The sequence below is a fragment of the Streptomyces nigra genome (assembly GCF_003074055.1).
GTDB classification, from domain to species: Bacteria; Actinomycetota; Actinomycetes; order Streptomycetales; family Streptomycetaceae; genus Streptomyces; species Streptomyces nigra.
Genome location: NZ_CP029043.1, coordinates 7,233,879 through 7,257,542 on the forward strand (window position 1 = coordinate 7,233,879; position 23,664 = coordinate 7,257,542).

At 73.2% G+C, this 23,664-nt stretch carries 18 protein-coding genes and 1 pseudogene; 10 read left to right on the forward strand and 9 right to left on the reverse strand.

Annotated elements, in window-relative coordinates:
• Position 1 precedes the first annotated feature (1 nt).
• Positions 2 to 2,065, reverse strand: coding sequence for a DUF4139 domain-containing protein (locus DC008_RS33280; protein ID WP_108710194.1), 2,064 nt, complete (start codon positions 2,063 to 2,065; stop codon positions 2 to 4).
• A 126-nt stretch (positions 2,066 to 2,191) separates the two neighbouring features.
• Between DC008_RS33280 and DC008_RS33285 the strand changes: the two genes are divergently transcribed.
• The gene (locus DC008_RS33285; protein ID WP_123954050.1) at positions 2,192 to 2,494 is read left to right on the forward strand and encodes a hypothetical protein; all 303 of its coding nucleotides are present in this window, start codon (positions 2,192 to 2,194) and stop codon (positions 2,492 to 2,494) included.
• 95 nt (positions 2,495 to 2,589) lie between these two features.
• Here DC008_RS33285 and DC008_RS33290 read toward each other — a convergent pair whose 3' ends face one another.
• Entirely contained in the window at positions 2,590 to 2,811 is a 222-nt protein-coding gene (locus DC008_RS33290; protein ID WP_055620249.1) for a hypothetical protein, read from the reverse strand.
• Positions 2,812 to 3,213: 402 nt separating this feature from the next.
• Between DC008_RS33290 and DC008_RS33295 the strand changes: the two genes are divergently transcribed.
• On the forward strand, positions 3,214 to 4,437 hold the full coding sequence (locus DC008_RS33295; RefSeq protein WP_108710196.1) for an MFS transporter: 1,224 nt from the start codon (positions 3,214 to 3,216) through the stop codon (positions 4,435 to 4,437).
• 157 nt (positions 4,438 to 4,594) lie between these two features.
• On the opposite strand, the gene DC008_RS33300 is transcribed toward DC008_RS33295, so the two are convergent.
• Positions 4,595 to 5,413 carry an SAM-dependent methyltransferase gene (locus tag DC008_RS33300; protein ID WP_108710197.1) on the reverse strand — a complete coding sequence of 273 codons (819 nt, stop codon included), beginning with the start codon at positions 5,411 to 5,413 and terminating at the stop codon, positions 4,595 to 4,597.
• Positions 5,414 to 5,566: 153 nt separating this feature from the next.
• Here DC008_RS33300 and DC008_RS33305 point away from each other — a divergent pair, with 153 nt between their 5' ends.
• A complete protein-coding gene (locus tag DC008_RS33305) occupies positions 5,567 to 6,391 on the forward strand; it encodes a phosphotransferase (RefSeq protein ID WP_108710198.1) in 825 nt (274 codons plus the stop codon).
• Between the two features lie 152 nt (positions 6,392 to 6,543).
• Here DC008_RS33305 and DC008_RS33310 read toward each other — a convergent pair whose 3' ends face one another.
• The 4 genes from DC008_RS33310 to DC008_RS33325 all read right to left on the reverse strand — a co-directional run bounded on the left by DC008_RS33310 (position 6,544) and on the right by DC008_RS33325 (position 11,401).
• The gene (locus DC008_RS33310) at positions 6,544 to 8,943 is read right to left on the reverse strand and encodes an RICIN domain-containing protein (protein WP_108710199.1); all 2,400 of its coding nucleotides are present in this window, start codon (positions 8,941 to 8,943) and stop codon (positions 6,544 to 6,546) included.
• Between the two features lie 187 nt (positions 8,944 to 9,130).
• Positions 9,131 to 10,078, reverse strand: a complete 948-nt coding sequence (locus tag DC008_RS33315) for a PLP-dependent cysteine synthase family protein (protein ID WP_108710200.1) — start codon at positions 10,076 to 10,078, stop codon at positions 9,131 to 9,133.
• A gap of 89 nt (positions 10,079 to 10,167) precedes the next feature.
• The gene (locus tag DC008_RS33320; RefSeq protein WP_235075278.1) at positions 10,168 to 10,383 is read right to left on the reverse strand and encodes a hypothetical protein; all 216 of its coding nucleotides are present in this window, start codon (positions 10,381 to 10,383) and stop codon (positions 10,168 to 10,170) included.
• Positions 10,384 to 10,444: 61 nt separating this feature from the next.
• Positions 10,445 to 11,401, reverse strand: a complete 957-nt coding sequence (locus tag DC008_RS33325) for an ArsR/SmtB family transcription factor (RefSeq protein WP_108710202.1) — start codon at positions 11,399 to 11,401, stop codon at positions 10,445 to 10,447.
• 144 nt (positions 11,402 to 11,545) lie between these two features.
• Between DC008_RS33325 and DC008_RS33330 the strand changes: the two genes are divergently transcribed.
• The 3 genes from DC008_RS33330 (at position 11,546) to DC008_RS33340 (ending at position 14,987) form a co-directional block, all read left to right on the forward strand.
• Positions 11,546 to 12,511 (forward strand): SMP-30/gluconolactonase/LRE family protein, encoded by a 966-nt coding sequence (locus DC008_RS33330; RefSeq protein WP_108710203.1) that lies wholly within the window; start codon positions 11,546 to 11,548, stop codon positions 12,509 to 12,511.
• A 140-nt stretch (positions 12,512 to 12,651) separates the two neighbouring features.
• The gene (locus tag DC008_RS33335; protein ID WP_108710204.1) at positions 12,652 to 14,262 is read left to right on the forward strand and encodes an MFS transporter; all 1,611 of its coding nucleotides are present in this window, start codon (positions 12,652 to 12,654) and stop codon (positions 14,260 to 14,262) included.
• Between the two features lie 218 nt (positions 14,263 to 14,480).
• The gene (locus tag DC008_RS33340; RefSeq protein WP_235075281.1) at positions 14,481 to 14,987 is read left to right on the forward strand and encodes an ATP-binding protein; all 507 of its coding nucleotides are present in this window, start codon (positions 14,481 to 14,483) and stop codon (positions 14,985 to 14,987) included.
• Between the two features lie 9 nt (positions 14,988 to 14,996).
• On the opposite strand, the gene rph is transcribed toward DC008_RS33340, so the two are convergent.
• Positions 14,997 to 17,591 (reverse strand): rifamycin-inactivating phosphotransferase, encoded by a 2,595-nt coding sequence (rph, locus tag DC008_RS33345; RefSeq protein WP_108710982.1) that lies wholly within the window; start codon positions 17,589 to 17,591, stop codon positions 14,997 to 14,999.
• Positions 17,592 to 17,825: 234 nt separating this feature from the next.
• A complete protein-coding gene (locus DC008_RS33350; protein WP_108710206.1) occupies positions 17,826 to 20,102 on the reverse strand; it encodes a catalase in 2,277 nt (758 codons plus the stop codon).
• 363 nt (positions 20,103 to 20,465) lie between these two features.
• Between DC008_RS33350 and DC008_RS33355 the strand changes: the two genes are divergently transcribed.
• From DC008_RS33355 to DC008_RS36140, 4 genes and pseudogenes are all read left to right on the forward strand, one after another.
• A complete protein-coding gene (locus DC008_RS33355; RefSeq protein ID WP_108710207.1) occupies positions 20,466 to 20,840 on the forward strand; it encodes a roadblock/LC7 domain-containing protein in 375 nt (124 codons plus the stop codon).
• 194 nt (positions 20,841 to 21,034) lie between these two features.
• On the forward strand, positions 21,035 to 21,421 hold the full coding sequence (locus DC008_RS33360; RefSeq protein ID WP_108710208.1) for an ArsR/SmtB family transcription factor: 387 nt from the start codon (positions 21,035 to 21,037) through the stop codon (positions 21,419 to 21,421).
• Between the two features lie 96 nt (positions 21,422 to 21,517).
• A complete protein-coding gene (locus DC008_RS33365) occupies positions 21,518 to 23,371 on the forward strand; it encodes a glycoside hydrolase family 76 protein (RefSeq protein ID WP_388237915.1) in 1,854 nt (617 codons plus the stop codon).
• Positions 23,372 to 23,428: 57 nt separating this feature from the next.
• Positions 23,429 to 23,655, forward strand: a pseudogene (locus tag DC008_RS36140) (hemerythrin domain-containing protein); the annotation flags it as partial.
• Between the last annotated feature and the right edge of the window lie 9 nt (positions 23,656 to 23,664).

The window sequence follows — 23,664 nt, forward strand, 5'->3', positions numbered from 1 at the left end:
GTCAGCTCCTCCGGTTGCCGCCGACCAGGGCCTTGGCGGCCGGGACGCGGATGTCGTAGCCGCCGTCGATGGCGGTTTCGCCGCCGGCGGGCAGGTCGACGCGCCAGACGCGGGTGCCCGGGGCGTAGCGGTCGGCGTCCTGCTCCGGTGTCGTCCAGTCGGCCTGCTCGTCGATGCGTACGTCCGCTTCGGACGTCACCGGGACCTGCTCGTGCACCTCGACGGTGACGGGGTGCGCGAGCCGGTTGGCCAGCTCCACATGGACGCGGTGCGCGAGCACCGTCGTGTTGTTCCGCAGGCCGGCCGTCGACTCGCGCAGCTCGGTGCGGCGGGTGACCCGGATGCCCTCGGCCGGTCCCAGCCCCATCCGGCGGAGGCCGCCGGGGGCCAGCGTGGGCAGCGCGGCGGTGGTCAGGAAGTCGTCACCGCTCATCACCTCGACCGGCCCGGCGAGCAGCGCCTGGTCGGTGGCGTTGGAGAGGAAGACCGTCGCGTACACCGTCTGCTCCACGGACGGCACGCACAGATACTCGGTGCGCAGCCCCACCGGGATCTCCGTCACGGTGACCGTGTGCCAGACACCGTCGGAGGGGATGTCGGCGCGGGCGACCGCGTCATGGCGATGGTCGAAGGACCCCGCGGACGCCCGGGGCCGTACGGCGTGCCCCGGCAGCGGCAGCGCGGCCACCGACTCGGCGCGCCGGCGGAGCTCGTCCGCCCGTGCGTCGTACGACGCGCCGGGGAACAGCCGGCCCCGGCGGTCACCGGACTCGTCGGCACCGGACAGCACGAGCGCGGTGTAGTCCAGTTCGGCCCCGCTGGGCCGGGGCGGCGCGGCGGCCGGCGGTGACGGCGGCGGCGCCATGGGGGCGGCTCCCGCCCGCCGCGACCGCTGTGCCGGTGCCGCGGCAGGCGCTCCCACGTCGAAGGCGGGCGGGGCACTCGCGAAGCCGGCCGGCGGCATCCCGAACGCCTGCGGCGCGGGCGGTGGGGGCGGGGCGGTTTGGAAGGGAGCGGCCCCGGGCGCGGCCGGCCCGCCAGGCTCGGGCAGCGCGGCGGGCGCCACGCCGTATCCCGGGGGCATCGGCGGCGGCGGGACCGGAGCGGCACGCGGGGGAGTGGGCACGGGGCGCGGGCCCGCCGCGTCGTACCCGGAGAAGAGGTCGGCGAGCCCCGCCGGGGGTTCCCGCCAGCCGGACGGCGCGGGAGCGGGCTGCCGCCGTCCCACCCGGAGCGAGCGCAGCCTCGGCAGATCGGTGCGGCGGCGCAGATCCGCGGTGGCCAGGGCGAGCCGGACGCCGGTCCAGTCCTCGCCGGTGCGCTGCGCCACCGAGGCCCGCAGCACGAGCGTGCCGCCGTCCTCGCCCTGCCGGTGGAGGAGGCGGTACGCGGGGACCCAGACGGCACCCGGGACGCCGTACTCCAGCTCCAGTTCCACCGGCCCGGCGTCCGGCGTCGCGCCGTCGAGTGTGAGGACGGCGACCACGCTCGTCGCGATGTGCTCGGACGGCACGTCGGTGGAGGCACGGGTCCACCGGTCCGTCGCCACCGCAAGCTCGTGCTCGGCCTGGCGCAGCTCCTCCTCCAGCGCGGTCAGCCGGAGCTGGTGCGCCCGCAGCCGCTCGTCGACGAACTCGGCGAGACGCAGCCAGGCGTCGGCGGGCGTGGGACGCGGCGGGTCCCCGGGCTCACGGGTGGGCGGCACCGGGCGCAGCGCGGCGATCTCACCGATCATCTTCGCCTGCCGGTCGCGCCGCGCCTGGATCGCCGCGTGCGCGTCCCGCAGCCGCTCCATCTCGCGCCGCAGCGCGTCGGCGTCCTCGGCGCCGGCCGGTTCGGCGTCCACCTCGACCCGGACCTCGGTGACACGTACGCCGCTCCCACCGGTCACCCGTGCGCGGAGCGACCCCGGGTCCATCGACCGCGGCAGCCCCGTCACCCGCACCCGGCCGTCCTCCGGTACGGTGCCCCGGGCGACGCGGGTGCACAGCGCGCCCTGCGCGTACACCACCACCGCGTCCAGCGTCGACGCCCACCCCTGTGTCTGTGCGACCTCGGACTTCATCCACCCCGCCCCCGCCGTCTGCCTGCCGACGGCAGCCTACGCGCAGCCGGTACCCGGCCCGCCAGTGGTTCCGGAGATGTGTGAGATGGCAGGTGCGTACGACGCGGACCGGGGTACACGGCGCGCATGGCAGCACACAGCGAGTCCCGTGAATCCTGGTCGATAGCCCGGCAGTTGCGCCGGATGCGCACCGTCTACGCCGCCGGCGCCCTGCTGTGGGCGTCGACGAGCCTCGGGACGGCGTATTCGTCCCCCGGAAGCCGGACCATGTGGACGTCCGTGCTGCTCCTCGTCGTCTTCACCGGCCTGCTGGGGCTGTCCAGTTGGTGGCTGCGCAGTGTCGCCCCCGCGCGGGCGACGGCCGCCGAACAGCGCCGCTCCGCCGTCTCCGTACGGCCGTCCGTCCCGGCCCGGCAGGTGGGCGTCTGAGACCGGTCGCGCGCGTCAGGGCGGTCAGGCACAAAGTCACTCGCCTTTGTGCCTGACCGCCTTGGGGAGGCTGTGGGGTCGGTTCGAGTGGTCGGTCAGTTACAGAAGTTCAGCAGGACGAGCAGTCCGTTGCCGCACTGCTGGTCCTCCCCGCCGCCGGCGGGGGCCGCCTGCACGGCGGCGTGAGTGGTGGGCGCCGCCATGGCGGGGGCCGCGGTCGCCAGGCCCGCGGCACAGGCGATTCCGACGGCGGTGGTCACGGCGAGCGTGCGCGGCATGCGGGAGATGGCCTTCTTCAGGCGCGGTGTGGTGTTCATGATCTCACCATGCACAGCGTGACGATCTTCTGCGCGCCGAGAGCATCCGAGCGGGTGAGCCCGCTCCCGGGGCGGTGGCCCGGGCCACCCAACTTCCGGTAAAGGCATACGAGTTACTGTACGCGCGAGACGCGTACGGCGGTGGCGGGACGATCGCGGAGCGCACGGTGTGACCGGGTGCGCACCGGCACGTCATCACATGACGTAGATCACGTCGCTCTGTGGCTCGATCCAGGAATGCGCGCAGGTCCGTGATTGCTGCCGTGTTGATGGGCCTGCCCTGCGTGGGGCGGTGCGCTGGGCAACGGTGCTCGACGCGGCCGGTCGAGAAACTCCTGTGACCTCGGCCTCTCGGCTCCTCCATAGTCCCGGACCACCGTCTTCGAAAGGTTCACCCGCACCATGCCTCTGGCTCTGCTGGCCCTGGCTGTCGTCGCCTTCGGCATCGGCACCACCGAGTTCGCCACCATGGGGCTGCTGCCCCAGATCGCCGACGGGATCGGGGTGTCCGTGCCCCAGGCGGGCAACGTCGTCTCGGCCTACGCGCTCGGCGTGGTGGTCGGCGCGCCGCTGCTGACCGGTATCGGTGCCCGCGTCCCGCACAAGCGGCTGCTGCTGTGGCTGTCCGCCCTGTTCGTGGTCGGGAACGTCGCCTCCGCCTTCGCCCCCGACTTCGGTCTGCTCTTCGCCGCCCGCTTCCTGGCGGGCCTGCCGCACGGCGCGCTCTTCGGCGTCGGCGCCGTCGTGGCCTCCAAGCTGGTCGCCCCCGACCGGGCCGCCCGGGCGGTGTCCAAGATGTTCCTCGGACTCACGATCGCCAACATCGTCGGCGTCCCGGCCGGCACCGCGCTCGGCCAGCAGCTCGGCTGGCGGTCCGCCTACGGCGCCGTCGCCGTCATCGGGGTCCTGGCGCTGATCGCGCTGGCGCTGTTCGTCCCGGACCAGCCGCGCGGCCGGCAGTCCGGCATCCGGCACGAGCTGCGGGCCATGGGCAACCGGCAGGTCGCGATCGGCCTGGGCACCGCGGTGATCGGCTTCGGCGGCTTCTTCGCCGTCTACAGCTACCTCGTGCCGATGCTGACCAACCTGACCGGCATCTCCGACTCCTCCACCACCCTGGTCCTCGCCCTGTATGGCGTGGGCATGACGCTCGGCACCCTGGTGGCGGGCCCGCTCACCGACCGCGCCCTGCGGCCGACCATGTACGGCGGTCTCGCCCTGCTCGCGGCCGCGCTGGTGGCGTTCTACTTCACCGTCCACAGCACGGTCGGGGCGCTGATCACGATCACGTTCATCGGCGCCATGGGGTCCCTCATCACGACGCCCGTCCAGATGCTGCTGATGGCGAAGGCCAAGAACGCCCCGACGATGGCGGCGGCCTCCAACCACTCCGCGTTCAACCTGGCCAACGCCGGTGGCGCCTGGCTCGGCGGCCTCGCCATCTCGGCGGGCTGGGGATGGGCCTCGCCGAGCCTCGTGGGCGCGGCCCTGGCCGTAGCCGGTCTCGGTCTGGCCTTCGCGGGCGGCGCCCTGGAGCGGCGCGACGGCCGCGCGGCGAGCTCCGAGGTGATCACGTCGTCCGCCGCCGAGGCCCGGACCGAGGCGGCGCCCACGCACCAGGCCTGAGGCGACCAGAAAAACTTCTTGGATCACGAGTGTGAGGGGGCCTCGCCGGGGCACTCGACCGGCGGGTGGAGCAGGGACGCACTTCGGGGCGGCACAGCAGCGATGACTGGCCGCCCCGTCGTGTGTCCGGAGCACGATCGGCTCCGGGACGGACGCGTCAGGCCTTGCGCCCCACACCGCCGAACATCGCCACGTCCTCCGGCAGCCCGGCCAGGCTCTCGTCCGGCCGCCACCGGTTGCACGAGACGACGCCCGGCTCCAGCATCTCGAGGCCGTCGAAGAACCGGGCGACACCCTCCGGTGTGCGCTGGGTCAGCTTCGGCGTGCCGTGCTCGTTCCAGAAGGCGACGGCGGCGTCGACGTCCGGCATGTCCGGGTGCGTGACCGTGTGCGAGAGCACCAGGTGGCTGCCCGAGGGCAGCCGGTCCATCAGCCGGCTCACGATCCCGGTCGCCTCCTTGTCGTCCTCGATGAAGATGACGACGCCGAGCAGCATCAGCGCCACGGGCTGGGTGAGGTCCAGCGTCCGCTCCGCCTGCTGCAGGATCGCGTCGACGTTGCGCAGGTCCTCGTCCAGGTAGGCCGTGTGCCCCTCAGGCGTGCTGGTCAGCAGGGCCTCCGCGTGCGCCAGCACGATGGGGTCGTTGTCGACGTAGACGATGCGGGACTCCGGCGCGATGCGCTGGGCCACCTCGTGCGTGTTGTCGGCGGTCGGCAGACCGGTGCCTATGTCGAGGAACTGCCGTATGCCGCACTCGCCGGCGAGGTACCGCACGGCCCGCCCGAGGAACTTGCGGTCGGCCAGCGCGTAGTCGCCGATGCCCGGGTGCAGGCCGCGGATCTGGTCCCCGGCCGCCTGGTCGACCTCGTAGTTGTCCTTGCCGCCCAGCCAGTAGTTCCAGATGCGGGCCGTGTGCGGCTGGTCCGTCTTGATGCGCTTGCGCGCCTCCCTCGACGCAGCGGAAATCTCGGTCACGCGAAGCCCTCCAGATCTGGCCTGTTCAACCCGGCAAGGAGCAACCTACCGGGCCGAGTTGGGAGGCGTGACCGCAAACCGGGAGGCGGACCCCGCCGGGACCCTGGCATGATCGCCGACACGTCGCGTCCCCGGCGGAGAGGCAGGACGATCATGCACCGCACCGAGGCGTCCCGCGCACAGGCCGCGGCCCTGGAGGTCGTCACCTCGCTCGGCCTGCCCGCCGACGAAGCGGTCGTCCTGAACGACTCCAACAAGCTGACCCTGCGTCTGCTGCCCTGCGACCTCCTGGCCAGGGTGGCACCCGCGACCGAGCAGGTGGCGGCCTTCGAGATCACCCTGGCCCAGGCGCTCGCCGGTTCAGGAAGTCCCGTCGCCGCCCTCGACCCCCGCGTCGCGCCGCGACCGTACGAGCGGGACGGCTTCGTGATCACACTGTGGACGTACTACCCGCCCGCCGCTTTGCCGGACGTCCCGCCCGCCGCGTACGCGGCCGCCCTGACCCGGCTGCACACGGACATGCGCGCCCTCGACGTCCCGGCACCCCACTTCACGGACCGGGTCGCTCAGGCCCGCCGGCTCGTGGCGGACCACACCCGTACGCCGGACCTCCCCGACGCCGACCGGACCCTGCTCGCGGACACGCTGCGCACCCTCGGACAGGCCGTGAGCGAGCACGGCGGCGCCGAGCAGCTGCTGCACGGCGAACCGCACCCCGGCAACGTCCTCACCACGGACCGCGGGGTGCTCTTCATCGACCTGGAGACCTGCTGCCGCGGGCCCGTCGAGTTCGACCTCGCCCACGCGCCCGAAGAGGTCGGTGCCCACTACCCGGGCGCCGACCACGACCTTCTGCGCCGCTGCCGGACCCTCGTCCTGGCGATCGTCACCGCCTGGCGCTGGGACCGCGACGACCAGCTCCCCGGAGGGCGGGCGCTGGCCGCCGAATGGCTGGAGCAGATCCGGGCGACCCCCTAAGGGCTGTCCCGCAATTCCCGGCGGGCGCGCGACGCCGGCTACGGCACCTCGCCGCGTTGTCGGGTCGTCCGCATACATCCAGTATGCGGACGGCCCTCCGCCTTGCGATGCACCGGGAATGACGGGATAGCCCATAGGGAGCCGCGGGGCCGTCACAGGAAGCGCCACAGATGGTCGTCCGTGCCGTTGTCCTCGAACTGGACCACCTGCGCGCTGTCCGCGGTCGACATGCCGTCCACCCCGAGCACCTTGCCGCTGTTCTTGTTGAGCACCCGGTACCAGCCGTCGCCGTCCTCGACCAGCCGCCACAGATGGTCGTCGGTGCCGTTGTCCTCGAACTGCACGACCCGGGCGCTGTTCTGGGTCGACATGCCGTCGACCCCCAGGACCTTGCCGCTGTGGCCGTTGCGGATCAGGTGCCAGCCGTCGCCCCGGTCCACGAGCTGCCAGGCGTGGTCGGCGGTCCCCGTGTTGGCGAACTGCACGACACGGGCGCTGTTCTCCAGCGACATCCCGTCCACGGCGAGCACCTTGCCGCTGTGCTTGTTCTGCACCCGGCGGAACGGCGGCTCCGGGGTCCACGGCCGGCCGTCGGGCGTCGCCGTGGGGAACGAGGTGATCCGCAGCCGGGCCGCGCCCGACGGGATGAGCGTCACCTTCTCCACGGCCGCCGTGCTGCGGGCCGGGCTGTCCTGGAGCGGTGCGACGACGTGCTCGTCGTCCGCGATCCACTCCGGTATGCGACGGGCCTGTGCCGTGATCCGCACGGGTGCCGCCTGGGGGGTGAACGGCTGCCCGGGGACCCGGGACGCCGTGCGGGTGACGGTGAGCGGGGTTTCCGGCACCAGTCCGTAGTTCCACGGCGTGGTGGCGTGGACGGCGTAGGCGGGGAACGCGTCGGTGCCGCCGATGCGTTCGTACTCCTCCCCGATGGCGAGGGAGAAGGTGAGCGGGCCCCGCTCCACGCTGACCGCGCCGTGCTGCCCGGGCCAGCTCCGCAGCCGGGCCTGCTGCGGGAACCGGACGCGGACGGTGTCGCCGTCCCGCCAGGTGCGCTCCACCCGCGCCCAGGACGGGCCGTCCGAGGCCGCGAACGCGCTGCCGTTCAACCGGAGTTCGGGGTCGCGGCACCAGCCGGGGACGCGCAGCAGCAGCGGGAAGCGCACGGGGCGGGGAGTCGACACGGTGAGCGTGACCGTGTCCCCGAAGGGATAGTCGGTGGCCTCGGTGACGGTCACCGTCGTGCCGCCCGCGACCTGGGTGCGCACCGAACTGGGCGCGTACAGCGCGGCGGCGAGACCGCCGTCGGGCGTCCCCAGCCACAGCTCCTCGGTGAAGTACGGCCAGCCCATGCCGTAGTTGTGGGGGCAGCAGCGGTATTGGTCGACACCGGCCTGGAACGCCTGCATGGCGAACCCGTTCTGGAACTGCCCCTGTGTCTTCGCCCGGTCGTCGAGGTCGACGCCGTTGGCGCTGGTGATGTAGTGGATGGCCTTGCCCTCGGGGTCGAGGGAGGCGGGCAGCATGTTGAACGCCAGCTCCTCGCAGCGGTCCGCCCACACGGGATCGCCGGTGATGCGGGTCAGCAGTTCGTGGCTGGCCATGAACTCGACGATGCCGCAGGTCTCGAAGCCCTGCCGGGGGTCGGTGAACCCGGGCCGGTAGTTCTCGTCACCGGCCATCCCGCCGCCGGGGAAGAGGCCGTACTCGCCCATGACGCTGTCGTAGGCGCTGTACGTGGCCCGGGTGAGGTCGTCGGAACCGGTGAGCTGCGCGTACTGGGCGGGCTCACGGAAACCCTGGGCGATGTTCACGTTGTGCCGGCTCGGGGTGGCTCCGGTCCAGTCGGCACCGTGGGTGTGCATCTTCGCGGCGAGATCGAGCAGGAACGCCTCACCGGTACGGCGGTAGAGCCAGACGGCGATGTCCAGACCGTCGCCCCAGCGGTACGACACCCAGCTCCGGTCGAACGCGCCCGGCCCCTGGGCGTTCATGAAGCGGAGGAAGCGCACGAGGAACGGGACCACGCGCGGGTCGCCGGTGTACTCCTCGTGGCTGCGCAAGGCTTGGAGCAGCGGCAGGAACGGCCAGAAGTCGGGGCCGCCGTCGAGTGAGGTGCGCAGGGCACGCGGACCGAAGAAGCCGTCGCTCTGCTGCGTGGCCAGGATGGCGTCCACCCATACCCGCGACCGTTTCAGCGCGGCGGCGTCGCCCGTCGCGACGGCCAGCGGGACATAGCCCCGCAGCCAGTACGGCACCTCCTCCCAGCCGCCGCGCTCCGGGTGCACCCAGCCGGTCGCCGAGAAGTCCAGGAAGTGGGAGCCGGACTCGAACCGCCCGCACAGGCCGTCGAGTTGGCGCCGCAGCTGTCCGGCGAGCCAGCCGCGCGCGGTGATGCTGCCCGGGCGCAGCCGCAGGAACCGGTCCGGCACCGGCTTCTCGGCCGCCGGTCCGGGCGCCGCGGACGCGACCCCGGAGAAAGGAGCGCCGAGAGCCACCGCTCCGAGGGAGAACGAACCCGCACCGAGCAATGCCCGTCGACTCAGCGACATGGGGGACCTGCCTTCCGATAGGGGGCGATCGAGGGGGACGACGATGTCGCGCACGTACGTGGGGAGGCGTGGGCAAGACGGCGGAGCGCTGGGCGCCGCCATGCTCTACAACGTTGGAAATGACGGCCGTTGGCATGACAGCACGTTGACGCGGACCTGTCCAGAGGTGGCGCGGCGAGGAAGTCGGTCAGTCGGCGTACAGATCGCCCGCGAGGTACTTCAGGCCCGTGTCCGGGGCGACCGTGACGACGGTGTGTCCCGCGCCCGCCTCCCGCGCGAGGCGGAGCGCGCCGGCGACGTTGAGGGCACCGGACGTGCCCGTGAACACGCCCTCCCGGCGGGCCAGCGGGAGCGCCAGCCGCCGGGCCTCCTGCTCCTCGACGGTGCGGGCCTCGTCGAACGGGCCGTGCGCGAGCAGCGGCGGGACGATCCCGGTGGCGACGCCCTCGACCCGGTGCGGGCCTGACTCGCCGGCGGACAGCATCGGCGAGGACGCCGGCTCGAGTGCGACGGCGCGCGGCAGGCCGGCCTCGCGGAGCACCGTGGAGACTCCGGCGAACATGCCGCCGGTGCCGACGGCGGCGCAGAACACGTCCACCGTCGTCCCGTCGGCACCGGTCTGTTCGAGGATCTCGCGGCCCAGCTCGGAGTAACCCGTGAGCGCGTCCGTGTTGTGGAACTGATCGGTCCAGAAGGCTCCGTCGCGCTTCACGATCTCCTCGACCGCCTCCCGCATCCGTACGAACAGCTCGGGTGTGATCCGCCCGCCCTCGCTCGGCAGCACGATGACGTCCGCGCCGAACGCCCGCATGGTGCGCAGCTTCTCGGGCGCGAACGCGTCGGACGACACCAGCGACAGCGGGTACCCCTTCACCGCGCAGACGAAGGCCAGCGAGGAACCCGTACTGCCCCCGGTGTACTCGACGACGTGCTGCCCCGGCCTCAGGGCACCCCGGCGCTCCGCGCCCTCGATGATCGCCAGGGCCATCCGGTCCTTGTAGCTTCCGGTCGGGTTGCCGCCCTCGACCTTCACCAGGACGTCCGCCGCCCCTTGGGGGACGAGATGGCTCAGACGCACCAGGGGCGTGCCCCCGATCGTGCGCAGCGACGAGGACGGGGCACCGGGCGCGGGCATGAGGACTCCTCGCTCACCAGAGGCGGCCGCCGCACCGGACACGGTCCCGACAGCCGGGGACCGTTCCAGGCTAGGGCCTCTCGTCCGGATCAGGCCGGACCGTTCGGATCGCACACCGCTTCCGTGCCCCCGCCCCCGCCAGTACGCCGCCGCCGTACCGCCGAAGAGACCCACACGGAGAGTCCCACCAGCGCACAGATCAGCGCCCCGCCGACGACCACCGGGATGGACGCCACCAGAACGAAGGCCCCCAGCAGCTCGCCCCAGCCCGGCTCCTCACCCATCGTGCTTCCGCCCTGTGCCATGCCCTTCACTACGCCGCAGGCGGACGATCAGTTCCCCGGCCCGGCTTCTGAGTCCGGTGCCTCACCCGCCGGCCAGCAGTGCCTCCCCGAGCGGGGTGAGCGCGTGCAGGACCCGGCTGCCGTCCCGCACCGTCGTGATCAGTCCCGCCGCCCGCAGCACCGAGGCGTGCTCGCTGGCCGTCGCCGGGGAGACCGCCGCCCGTTCGGCCAGGGCAGTCGTCCCCGCCGGTGTCGACAGCGATGCCAGCACCTGCGCCCGGGTGCGGCCCAGCAGCGCGCCCAGTACGTCGCCCGGAGCGACCGCGCGGTCGGCGACGGGCAGCGGACGGACGAGCACCGTCGGCGCCGAGGGGTCGTACACGAGCAGCGCGCCCGCGGCGAAGTAGGACGGCACGAGGTGCAGCCCCCGGCCGCACAGCTCGACGGTGTGCGAGGACCCGAACGGGACGAGCAGATCGGGCGGCTCCCAGCGCCAGCCCGGCTGGAGGGTCGCGAGCAGCGCCTCGACGCCGCCGCGCAGCAGGGTCTCCGAGCGCAGCGCGCGGTCTGCCGCGGCCGCGTTCAGCACGGCGGGCCACAGCGGGGCCACCGAGGAGCGGTGATAGCGCGTCAGGTCCTCGGCCAGGCGCCGCCGCGCGGCCGGCGATCCCTGCGCCAGGTCCCGGGTCAGGGACGCGGTGGGGTTCTCGGGCAGGACGGCGAGCTCGGCGGCCAGCCGGGCCGTCGGGGTCCGGGCCGCCAGCTCGGCGGCGGACGCGGCGTCCCTCGCCGTCGGCTGGTACAGGAAGTCCGGCAGTCCACCGGTGGGCCGGACCAGCCGGGTCAGGACGCCCGCGCGGGCCGCCAGCCCCGGCGCGACCGCCCGCCGCCAGGCCGCGAGTTCGCCCCGGCGGCCCGCGGGACCAGGCGCCGGGGCCACGAGGTGACGGACGCTCAGGGCCGTCTCCAGGAGGACGTCGGGCGCCGTGGCCACGGTGACGCGGGCGAGGTCGGCCGGGCCGAACCGTATCCGTAACACGCCGGGCAGGCTACCGGAGCGGCCGTCCTTTCGGCCCTGCCCGAAAGGACGGGCGCGGGCCCTCCACGGACGGCGATCCTGCGTGCGGATCCGGCGCCCCCGCCGACGCCACGACCCCCTGCGCCATGACCTCCTGGAGGCCAGATGTCCGTACCGCACCGACTCCTCGCGCCCGCGCTCGTCACCGCGGCCCTGCTGGTCGGCACCGCCGCCGTGCCCGCCGCGGGCACCGGCCGGCCGCTCCCCGGCAGCTACGTCGTCTCCCACACCCCCGGCACGTTGCCCGAGGGCATCGACGTCCGCGCCGACGGCACGATGTACGTGTCCTCCGACGCGACCGGTGCCCTGTACCGGGGCCGGGTGACCTCGCCCCGTATGCGGCCCTTCCCGGCGGAGGGCGCCACATCCCGGGACAGCACCCGGGGCGTCCACACCGACCGCGCGGGCCGGGTCTTCTCCGTCGGCCGGGGCCGGCTCACCGTCCACGCGCCCGACGGACGCCTCCTGCAGGCCGTGGACGCCCCCGCCGGACCCCTCGGCGCCCCCGACCTGAACGACCTGGTCATCACGCCCGACGCCGTGTACGTCACCGACTGGGCCAACCCGGTCGTCCTGCGCGCCGGGCTGCACCACGGCCGGGTCGGCCCGCTGGAGCCGTGGGCCGACATGCGCGGCGCGTTCCCCGGCTTCCCCGACCGGTACTGGCTGCTCAACGGCATCGTCGCCGACCCGGCCGGGCGCACCCTCCTCGTCGCCTCGAACGGCACCGAGGCCGTATGGCGCATCGACACCGCCACCCGCGAGATCGGCCGCCTCGACCTGGGGGAGACGTCGTTCGGCGCGGACGGCATGGTGCTGCGCGGCCGGACCCTGTACGCGGTGCTCAACTACGGCGCCCCGCACGGGGTGTACATCGCCCGGCTCGACGCGGAGCTGCGCACCGGCACGGTCGTGCACCGCGTCACCGGCGACACCTTCGACCTGCCCACCACCCTCGCCCGCCGCGGATGCCGCCTGTACGTCGTCAACAGCCAGAACGACGAACCGCCCGGCACCCCGCCCTACACGGTCACCGCCCTCGACGACCCGATGTGCGGCTCGGACGGCTGACGGCATGGCGACGGCGTGCGACGGGCCGCCCTCCACGGGGGAGCGGACGGGCCCCGCACGCCTCGCCCGTGTGTGCGCCGAGCGGCTGAACTCCGCCGCCAGGCCAGGGCACGGCACGGACGGGCGGCAATGCCTTGCTCATGACGTCCGGGACCGGCACGGCCGAGGGTGCGACGAAAGGGCGGCTCGTCCTGTGGACGCTGGCCGCCGGGCAGTTCCTCATGGCGCTCGACAGCTCCGTCATGAACGTCTCCATCGCGACGGTCGCCGACGACGTCGGCACCACGGTCACCGGCATCCAGGGCGCCATCACCGCCTACACCCTGGTGATGGCCATGCTCATGATCCCGGGCGGCAAGGTCGGCGCCGTCATCGGCCGCCGCCGCGCCTTCGCGATCGGCTGCGTCATCTACGGATGCGGCTCCCTCACCACCGCCCTCGCCCCGAACCTGCCCGTGCTGCTGCTCGGCTGGTCCTTCCTGGAGGGCGTCGGAGCGGCGCTCATCCTGCCCGCGATCGTGGCCCTGGTGGCCGGCAACTTCACGGCGGAACGACGGCCCGCCGCCTATGGACTCGTCGCCGCGGCCGGTGCCGTGGCGATCGCCCTCGGCCCGCTGATCGGCGGCTTCGCCACCACCTATCTCTCCTGGCGCTGGGTGTTCGCCGGGGAGATGGCCGTGGTGGCCGTCATCCTGGTGGTGGCCCGGCACATCCGCGACCCGCTGAGCGCCGGACGCCCCCGCCTCGACCTCATCGGCGCGGCCCTGTCCGCGCTAGGCCTCGGCACCTTCGTGTACGGCGTGCTCCGCTCCGACGAATGGGGCTGGTTCCGCCCCCGGCCCGGCGCCCCCGACTGGCTCGGCGTATCGCTCGTCATCTGGCTGATGCTCGCCGGTGTGCTGCTGATCCGGGTGTTCCTGTATTGGGAGGCACATCTGGTCACCCGGCACCGCGATCCGCTCGTCGACCCGGCACTCCTGCGGGTCCGGCAGCTCACCGGCGGGCTGACCATGTTCTTCTTCCAGTACCTCGTCCTGATGGGCGTGTTCTTCGTCGTCCCGCTGTATCTGTCGATCGCCCTCGGCCTGTCCGCACTGCAGACCGGCGCACGGCTGCTGCCGCTGTCGCTGACCCTGCTGGCGGCGGCCACCCTGATCCCCCGCTTCCTCCCCGACGTCTCACCCCGCCGGGTCGTCCGGCTGGGCATCCTGGCGCTGCTCGCCGGGGCGGTCGTCCTGATGGCCGCGCTGGACGCCGACGCCGGGGCGGAGATCGTGACGGTGCCCTTCCTGCTCATCGGCCTCGGCACCGGCGCGCTCGCCTCCCAGCTCGGGGCGGTCACCGTGTCGGCGGTGCCGGACGAGCAGAGCGCGGAGGTCGGCGGCATCCAGAACGCCGTCACCAACCTCGGCTCGTCCATCGGCACCGCCCTCGCCGGCTCCCTGCTGATCGGCGTGCTCGCCTCGTCGTTCCTGACCAGCTTCGAGCAGAACCCGGCGGTCCCGCCCGAGATCGGCGAGCGGGCCGCCGTACAACTTGAGAGCGGCGTGACGTTCCTGTCGGACGCTCAGCTCAGGGAAGCGCTGGACGAGGAAGGCGTGGACGAGGAGGTCGCCCGGGCGGCGCTGGACGCCAACGCCGAGGCCCGCCTCGACGGACTGCGCGCGGCCCTCGCCATCCTCGCCTTCGCCTGCGCCCTCGCACTCTTCTTCACCTCACGCATCCCGACGAGGCAGCCCGGCTCCGCCTGAGGGGGCCGTGCCGTCCGGAATCCGGGTCGGCCGTGCAGGCCCGCGCCGGGTGGGCGATACTGCACGCTGGGAGTTCGTGCCCGAGCGCCGTCGTAAGCCGGGGGTGGCAGGATCGGACGGCGCCGCCGGGGAGGCGGGCCGGACGGCGGCCGGGCGTGGGGAGTGGACCGGCCGCGCGTGGGTAGGCGCGGGCGGACGAACGGGGAGCGCAGGCATTGATGAGGGATCCAGAGCCCACGGGCATGCAGAGGGCGGGCGCCGCGGAGAGTGCCGTGCTGCGCACGAGCGTCGCGCTGGACGGGGACGGCACCGCCATCGCCGACGCCCGCCACATGGCCGCCGCCTTCCTGACCCGGGCGCAGAGCGAGTACGGGGTGCCCCTGTCCCAGCGCGGCATGGACCTCACCCAGCTCGTCGTCAGCGAACTGGTGACCAACGCCCGCAAGTACGCGCCCGGTCCGGCCCGGATGGACCTGAGCATCGACGGCGACGCCGTGGAGGTGGCGGTGTGGGACTCCGATCCCGTGCTGCCCGTGGCCCGGGCGGCCGACGCCGGCCGGGTCGGACAGCACGGTCTGGAGATCGTCATGGCCGTCTCCCAGGGCTTCTCGGCCCAGCGCGAGGAGGTCGGCAAGCGCATCACGGCCCGGATCAGCCTGGTCGACGAGCCCCACACCGCCGGAACCGAGGGCCGGCCCGGCGGTCAGAACAGAAGCTCGATTTAGCCGTCGCTGTCAGGACAGAAGCTCGACATAGCCGTCCGTCCCGTGCACCCGGATCCGCTGCCCGTCCCGGATCAGCCGGGTGGCGCCCTCCACCCCGACCACGGCCGGCAGGCCGTACTCCCGGGCGATCACCGCGCCGTGCGTCATCAGCCCGCCCACCTCCGTCACCAGGCCCGCGATCCCCACGAACAGCGGTGACCAGCTGGGATCCGTGAACGGCGTGACCAGGATGTCGCCCGGAGCGAGATCGGCGTCCGCCATGTCGAGGACCACACGGGCCCGCCCCTCGACCGTCCCGGCCGACACCGCCAGACCGGCCAGGGCCCCGGGCGGCACGTCGTCCCGCCGGTACGCCCCCGTGAGGGCCACACCGTCCGAGGTGAGCACCCGGGGCGGGGTGAGCGCCCGGTACGACCGGAAGGCCTCCGCACGGCGCCGTACCAGCCCCTGGTCGACCCTGCCAGTACGTACGGCCTCCTCGAACTCGGCGAAGGTGAGGTGGAAGACGTCCTCGCGGTCGGCGAGGGTTCCGGACCGCACGAGGCGGTCGGCCTCCCGCAGCAGCGCCTGCTTGTAGACGAAGAGACGGGCGACGATGCCGTACTTCGGGTATTCCCGGTAGCCGATGAAGGTCCGGACCCGCTCGATCATCCGCCGGGTCTCCTCGGCCCTGCTCTCCCCGTCGGGCAGGGCCCGCAGCCGGGCCAGCACCTCGTGCTCCTTCGCCTCGGCCTTCCGGCGGCCCTTCTCGAAGCGGCGGGCGGCGGCCCCCGGCTCGAAACCGCGGACGTGGTCGAGGACGACGGGCACGAGCGCGCTCGGGTGCTCGCGCCAGCGGGGCCGTGTGATGTCGATCTCGCCGACACAGCGCATGCCGTACCGGTCGAGGTACGACTCGAAGGCGTCCCGCACCTCGGTGCCTCCGGGGAGCTTCGGCAGTTCGTCCAGGAAGTCGTCGTGCTCGACGCCCCGCAGGAATGCGACCACCTCCGGGTGCGGGCGGACGACGTCGGCGACGTCGAGCAGCGCCAGGCCCATCTCGGAGGTCACGTTGTCCGGGGCGGACAGGGTGAGCGTGTCGGCCGCGTTCTTCTCCCCGAGCCACTCCTCCAGCCGGTCGTTCAGCCACCAGGTGGCCTCCATGCCCGCCATGATCACGCGCATGCTCAGCGGATCGCCGAGGACCCGCTTGTGCTCCTCGAAGGCCTCCCGCAGGAAGTCGAACAGCGCGGGGCCGGTCTTCGCGCGGATGTCCCGCTCCAGCGCGGCGACGGACCGCCGGCTGCGCTCGATCAGCTCGGTGACGATGCCCGGATCGGTCTCGATCGGGGCGGGCCCGTCCCCGGGTGGCGGGCCACCGGGGCCCGCCCCGCCGGGCGGCGCCGGCGCGAACTCCGCGTCCTCCAGGACGGTTTCCAGCGCGTCCCGGGTCAGCGGATCGCCCTTGCCGATGACGTCGAGGAGGGCGGCCCGGCTCGCGGGCGCGGCCAGCCGGGCGGTCGCGTCGACGAACAGCCGCCCGCCCGCCTCATGCATCGGCGCCATGGCCACCATCCGCCACACCGAGAGCCCCAGCGCCTTCATGGGGTCGGTCATCATCTGCTGGTGACCGACGGAGACGTAGACGCGGAAGGTGTCGTCGTCCCGCTCGGGGACGGGGAACAGGGTGGTGACGGGCCGGCTCTGCACGATGTGGAAGCCGTCGTCGGCCAGACACCACTCGATGTCCTGCGGGCTCCCGAAATGCGCCTCGATCCGCCGCCCGAGAGCGACCAGCCGGACGGCCTGATCATCCGTCAGGGCCGGTTCGCGTGCCTGCTGTTCATCGACGGTCGTCTCCCGCGTCCCGCCGCCCGGCAGGGCCTCCAGCGCGCGCTGCTTCGCGGCGATCGTGCGGGTGACGACCTCGCCGTCGCGCACCGTGAGCACGTCCGGGTTGACCAGTCCGGAGACCAGGGCCTCGCCGAGGCCGAACCCGGCGTCGACGGTCGCCGTGCGGCGGTCGCCCGTCACCGGGTCGGCCGTGAACAGGATGCCGGACGCCCGCGGCACCACCATGTGCTGCACGACCACGGCCATATGGACCGTGCGGTGGTCGAGGCCCTGGCGTCCGCGATAGGTCACGGCCCGCTCGGTGAAGAGCGAGGCCCAGCAGCGGCTGATGTGCCGCAGGACCTCCTCCGCGCCCACCACGTTCAGATACGTGTCCTGCTGGCCCGCGAAGGAGGCGGTCGGCAGGTCCTCGGCCGTCGCGCTGGACCGCACCGCGTACGCGGACCGCTCACCGTGGCGGGCGAGCGCGCCGGTGATCGCCGCCGCCACCTCGTCCGGCAGCGGTGTCTCCTCGACGGCCCGGCGCAGCCGTACGGCGAGGTCACCGGCCGCGTCCTTGCCGTCCACGAGGGACAGCCGGTCGAGCAGTTCACCGACCTCCGGCGACGCGGCGACGACCCGACGGAAGGCGTGCGTCGTCACACAGAACCCGTCGGGCACCCGGACGCCGTCGATCCGGGACAGCTCGCCCAGGTGGGCGCCCTTGCCGCCGACGTCGGCGATCCGCGTCGCGTCGACGTCCCGAAGGTCCACCACAAGGGGCTCGGTCACCACGCCACCTCCGCCTCGGTCGTCCCGCACGGCACAAGCGACCGTTCGTACGCCGACCACACCACAAGCACGTCGAGCCCTCATTTCCGCAGGCAGTGGCAACGGCCGCCGATTCTGCGCCCTCATGGGGGCCTTGCCGCAAGCCCCCATGTGGGCTATACCTTGAGAAGGGCGAGGAGACGGATCTCCTCGCCCTTCGCTGTCGGGCGTCCACCGGCCCGCCCGCCGAGTGACTCAGACGGTCGTGGTGAACCGCTCCCAGACGCGGTGCGCGCCCATCAGTTCCCGCACCCGCTCCAGCGTGGCCGCTCCGTCGGCGCCGACCACCACACCCGGCGCGTCGACGGGGACACCGGCCGCCTCCAGGGCCGCCTCGCCGCCCGCCCACGCACCGATCGCCTTGCCGTGCCGGAAGGCTTCGGCCAGCAGCTGGACCACGCGGGGGTCCGTGCCCGCCGGGGGCCCGGAGGGCAGTGCCTTGGCGTCACGGGAGCCGTACGCGTCGCCGCCCGCCGCCGCTGCGCCCGCCACCAGTACCGCGTCGAACTCGACGGACCGCGCGGTCACGAACGTCCGCTGCACGGTGACGGCGTCGTCGCCGGTGCCCAGCATGCCGCCGGTGGGGGCGACGACCAGCGGCACCATGTCCGCGCCGAGCACCGCCTCCCGCACCGCCCGTACGCCGTCCAGATCGCCGCCGTCGGCGGTGACGATACCGACGAGCCGGCCCTCCGTCGGCCACACCTGCCCGACCTGGGACAGCGCCGGACTCGGGTCGACGTCGGCGAACGGCACGGTCGCCTCGGGCGCCGGCAGGCCCAGGCCCTCGGCTACCCGGGCGCACAGACCGGCGTCGATGTTGGCCAGCACCAGCAACGCCCGTTCCTTGACGGCCTGCTCGTAGCACTTGCCGAGCTCGAAGGTGTAGGCGCCGACGATGTGCTCCTGCTCGACCGCGCTCATGCTGAGCCAGAACCGGCGCGGCTGGCTGAAGTGGTCGGAGAACGACTCGGGCGCCTCGCGGACCTTGGTCCCCTCCGGCACCCGCACCGGAGTCTCGATGTACGCGCCGTTGTCCGCCCCGGCGAGGAACGGGCAGCCCCCGTCGAGGGAGTTGGGCCGGTACGGGGCGACCCCGCGGTGGACGGCGTCCTGGTGGAAGCCGTCGCGGTGCATGTCGTTGACCGGCGCGTGCGGCCGGTTGATCGGGATCTGCGCGAAGTTCGGGCCGCCCAGCCGGGTGATCTGGGTGTCCAGGTACGAGAACAGCCGCCCGGCGAGCAGCGGGTCGTCGGTGATGTCGATGCCGGGGACCAGATGACCGACGTGGAAGGCGACCTGCTCGGTCTCGGCGAAGAAGTTCGACGGGTTGCGGTTCAGTGTGAGCCGCCCGATCGGCTGCACGGGGGCCAGCTCCTCCGGCACGATGTTGGTCGCGTCCAGCAGATCGATGCCCTCGAACATCTGGTCGGGGGTGTCGGGGAAGGTCTGGATGCCCAGCTCCCACTCCGGATACGCGCCCGCCTCGATGGCGTCGGCGAGGTCACGGCGGTGGAAGTCCGGGTCGACACCGCCGGCGAGCTGCGCCTCCTCCCACACCAGCGAGTGCACCCCGAGCTTCGGCTTCCAGTGGAACTTCACCAGCGTCGTGGAACCGTCCTCGGCGACCAGCCGGAACGTGTGGACGCCGAAGCCCTCCATCATCCGGTACGACCGCGGGATGCCCCGGTCGGACATGTTCCACAGCGTGTGGTGGGTGGCCTCGGTGTGCAGGGTGACGAAGTCCCAGAAGGTGTCGTGCGCGCTCTGCGCCTGCGGGATCTCCCGGTCCGGGTGCGGCTTGCCTGCGTGGATGATGTCCGGGAACTTGATGGCGTCCTGGATGAAGAAGACCGGCATGTTGTTGCCGACGAGGTCGAAGACGCCCTCCTCGGTGTAGAACTTCGTCGCGAAGCCCCGCGTGTCGCGCACCGTGTCCGCGGAGCCGCGGGAGCCCAGGACGGTGGAGAAGCGCACGAACACCGGCGTCTCCACGCCCGGTGCCAGGAACGCCGCCTTCGTCACGGAGGACGCGGTGCCGTAGCTCGTGAAGACACCGTGCGCCGCCGCGCCACGGGCGTGCACGACCCGCTCCGGGATGCGCTCGTGGTCGAAGTGCATGACCTTCTCGCGCAGATGGTGGTCCTGGAGCAGGACCGGTCCGCGCGCGCCCGCCTTGAGCGAGTGGTCGGTGTCGTACCGGCGGACACCCTGGGCGTCCGTCAGACAGGCCCCCGACTGCGCCATGCGCGCCCGTGCCGCTCCCGTCGCCTGACCGGTGGGGGACATGGTGTCCGGCCCGCTCTGGTCGGGCTTCGGCGGCAGGGGCTCGATCGGCTCGGTCGGCTCCGCGAGCGTCGGGGACTGCGGGGCCGGCTTGCCGGGAATCCCGTCCTCGGGGCCCTTGCCGTCGCCCTGGACGGCTTCCGTGACCTTGTCCGCCGCCCGCTTGAGGGGGTTGGGCTGGCTCATCGCTATCGTCCTCTGCTTCCGCCGGGCTGAGGCCCGCCGGCGTCAAGAGCCGGCTGCCGTGGGATCCGGCGCCGAGTACCCGGCTGTGCCGGACATATCCCCCGTCTCAGGAACCCCGCGAGCCCCCTGCGTCCCGCGCGGGCCGCCGTGACCAGGAAGGCTCCGGCCCGGCGTCCAGGACGGCCACCGGGACGGGCACCCGCCGGTCAGGCGTGATCGTTCACCGATGCGTTCTTCATATCTTCCGATCGGTCGGTGTCGTTCCCGCACAGGCCGCCCCCCGGCCCCCTCGGATCGGCCTACGGTGCCGTTCGCGGGCCCGGGACCGGCGCCCGCCGAACGCACCGACAAGGGGAGGCGCCGATGGCGAACGTGGAAGTCACACTGAAGGAGATGATGGCGGGGATCGAGGGGGCGCTGGGCGCGGCCGTGGTCGACTACACCAGCGGTATGGCCCTCGGCACACTGGGCGGGGGGAAGGACCTGGACCTCAACGTCGCCGCCGCCGGCAACACGGACGTCATCCGCGCCAAGGTGCGGACCATGGAGCACCTCGGCCTCAAGGGCGACGTCGAGGACATCCTGATCACGCTCAGCCACCAGTACCACGTCATCCGGCTGATCGGCGGCCGGGGCGGCAACGGCCTGTTCCTCTACCTCGTCCTGGACAAGGCCCGATCGAACCTCGCGATGGCCCGCCACCAGCTCAAGCGGCTCGAGGAACAACTCGAGGTCTGACTCTTCGGCCGTTTCCGGGCCGCCGTGCGCCCACAAGTTGAAGACTTCTTCAAGTCATCACATGGAGAGGGCCGCACTTCGTGAACGCCCGCCGCCCGGGAAGAGCAGGATGAGCGGGACCCCCATGGCGCGTCCGGACCCTCCGGTCCGCCGCGTCATGGGAGACGTACTGACGGACCGGCAGGAAGAGCGTGATGCACGTTCCCCTTTATCAAGCCAAGGCGGAGTTCTTCCGTATGCTCGGGCACCCGGCGCGCATCAGGGTGCTGGAGCTGCTGCAGCACGGCCCGGTCCAGGTACGGGACCTGCTCGCCGACATCGAGATCGAACCCTCCAGCCTGTCGCAGCAGTTGGCCGTCCTGCGGCGCGCGGGCATCGTGGTGTCCATCCGGGAGGGTTCGACCGTCAGCTACGCGCTCGCCGGCGGTGACGTGGCCGAGCTGCTGCGGGCCGCCCGGCGCATCCTCACGGAGCTGCTGGCCGGCCGCAACCAGCTCCTCGCGGAGCTGCAGCAGTCCGACGGCTCCGCTCCGCCGGTGGCCGCGGCGGCCCGGCGGCCCGGCGGGGACGGCGTGGGCTGACACGCACCCTGGACAAGGGGGCCGGACGGTGCTGTCGTGGCCATGACACAGTTCCAGTGGTGCGGGGAACAGGAGCGGGACGTCATGCCGATACGGATGCGCAGCCTGTTCGGCGGGCTCGTCGCCCTGGCCGTCGCCGCCGCCGGCCTGACGGCCCGCCCCACCCCGGCGCACGCTGCCCCGGTACCGGTGTGCGCCCTGTCCTGCGACACCCTCGACCCGTCGAAGGCCAGGGAGGACACCTTCCCGGTCGGCGACCGCGTCATCAACGGGCGCCTGCTGCGGCTGCACGTCTCCGACCCGGACTCCATGGCCTGGGCCAGCATCGACCGGGCGACCCCGGGCGACGCCGTATGGCTCGACCGCTCCTGGGACCGCGGCGCCACCTGGGAACCCCTGCTCGGCAAGGCGACCGTGCCCGGGACGTGGACCGGCACCCGCACCCTCATGTACAACCTCACCGACCCGGTCGGGCACCGCCGCGGCTGGATCCGCGCCTGCGGCGACGCGGCGGCCGTCACCTGCACCGACTGGGTGTACCCGACCGTGTGCGACGGCTCGTCCTGCGACGGCGACGACCCCGCCGGGGCGTCCGGCGACGACCGGCCCGTGCCGGCGGCCACCCTCTTCGGACGCGCCATCGACCTGCACGTCGACCAGGCGCGCGGCATGGCCTGGGCGACGATCGGGCGGGGCGGCGCCGGTGACGAGGTCTGGCTGGACCGCTCCTGGGACGGCGGCGCGACCTGGCCCGAGGGCTCCTCCCTGGGCCGTACGTCCGTACCGGCCGGCGCGTCCGGCACACACACCGTCATGGTCGCGACCCGCGACCCGCGCGGCCTGCTGTACGGCGGGGCGGTCCGGGCCTGCGGGCGGGCGGCCGACCGCCAGGAGGGCGCCTGCACGGCGTGGGCGCGGCCCGCCCCGACCCGGGCCAGGGCTGCGGCGGACGCCCTGATGGCGTCGTACCGGACCGACGAGGGCTGGTGGCGCAGCAGCTGGTGGAACTCGGCGGTCGCCGTGACCACGGTGGCCGAGTTCGCGCGCCGCACGGGCCGGCACGACTACGACTGGGCCATCGCCCGCACCTACGAGCAGAACAAGGGCGCCTTCCCGGCCGGCGCGCGCGGCTCCGACCCCGTCGAGGGGCACTTCATCAGCCGCGCCATCGACGACGCCGCCTGGTGGGCGGTCGCCTGGCTGACGGCGTACGACCTCACCCGCGAGCGGCGCTACCTGGACGAGGCCGTCACCATCACGTCGTACGTGCACGAGTACTGGGACCCGCGCACCTGCGGCGGAGGCGTGTGGTGGGACCGGGAGCGCACCTACAAGAACGCCGTCACCAACGGGCTGTACCTGTGGCTGACGGCCGCCCTGCACCAGCGACTGCCGGGCGACACCCTCTGGGGCGGCCGGTCGGCGACGGCCGCCGACTGGTACCTCGACAGCGGGATGATCAACGCGGCCGGACTCGTCAACGACGGTCTCACGGCGGGCTGCGCCAACAACGGCCAGACCGTGTGGAGCTACAACCAGGGCCTGGCCATCGGGGCCTTCACCCAGCTGTGGCGCGGCACCGGCGAGCGCCGCCACCTCGACACCGCCCGGCGGCTCGCCGACGCGGCCGTCACCTCCCCGCAGCTCACCCGGGACGGCGTCCTCACCGAGTCCTGCGACCTCGGCACCGCGTCCTGCGACGACAACCAGAAGCAGTTCAAGGGCATCTTCGTGCGCCACCTGGCCGACTTCGCGGACGCCACCGGATCGGCCGCCCACCGCGCCTACCTCATCCGCCAGGCCGACTCGATCTGGGCGAAGGACCGGGACCCCCTCAACCGCCTGGGCCAGCGCTGGGCCGGCACCGCCCCCAACCCGGCCGACTGGCGCACCCAGGCAAGCGCCCTGGAAGCCCTCACAGCGGTGGAGGGACTCCCCGGGCGCCGGTGACGGACGGCGTCAGGTGGTGGGCATCCCGCGACGCTCGGCGGACGGAGTGCCGGCGGACACGCGCGTGCCGAGGAACGGTACGAGTTCACGCACATCCGGCGCAGCGCCGACCCCGGGCAGCTCGCCACCATGGCCGAGGCCGCCGAGGCCATGGCGCCGACCCGGCCGTACCCCGGCGTGGAGTCCGGCGCGGCGAACATGGCCGGCTGGCCCTCGGCCCGGTCGCGGCCCTCATGGACCGCACCCGGGACACGGTCCGCAAGGCGATGGGGGAGGGCGGCTGACCCTCCTCC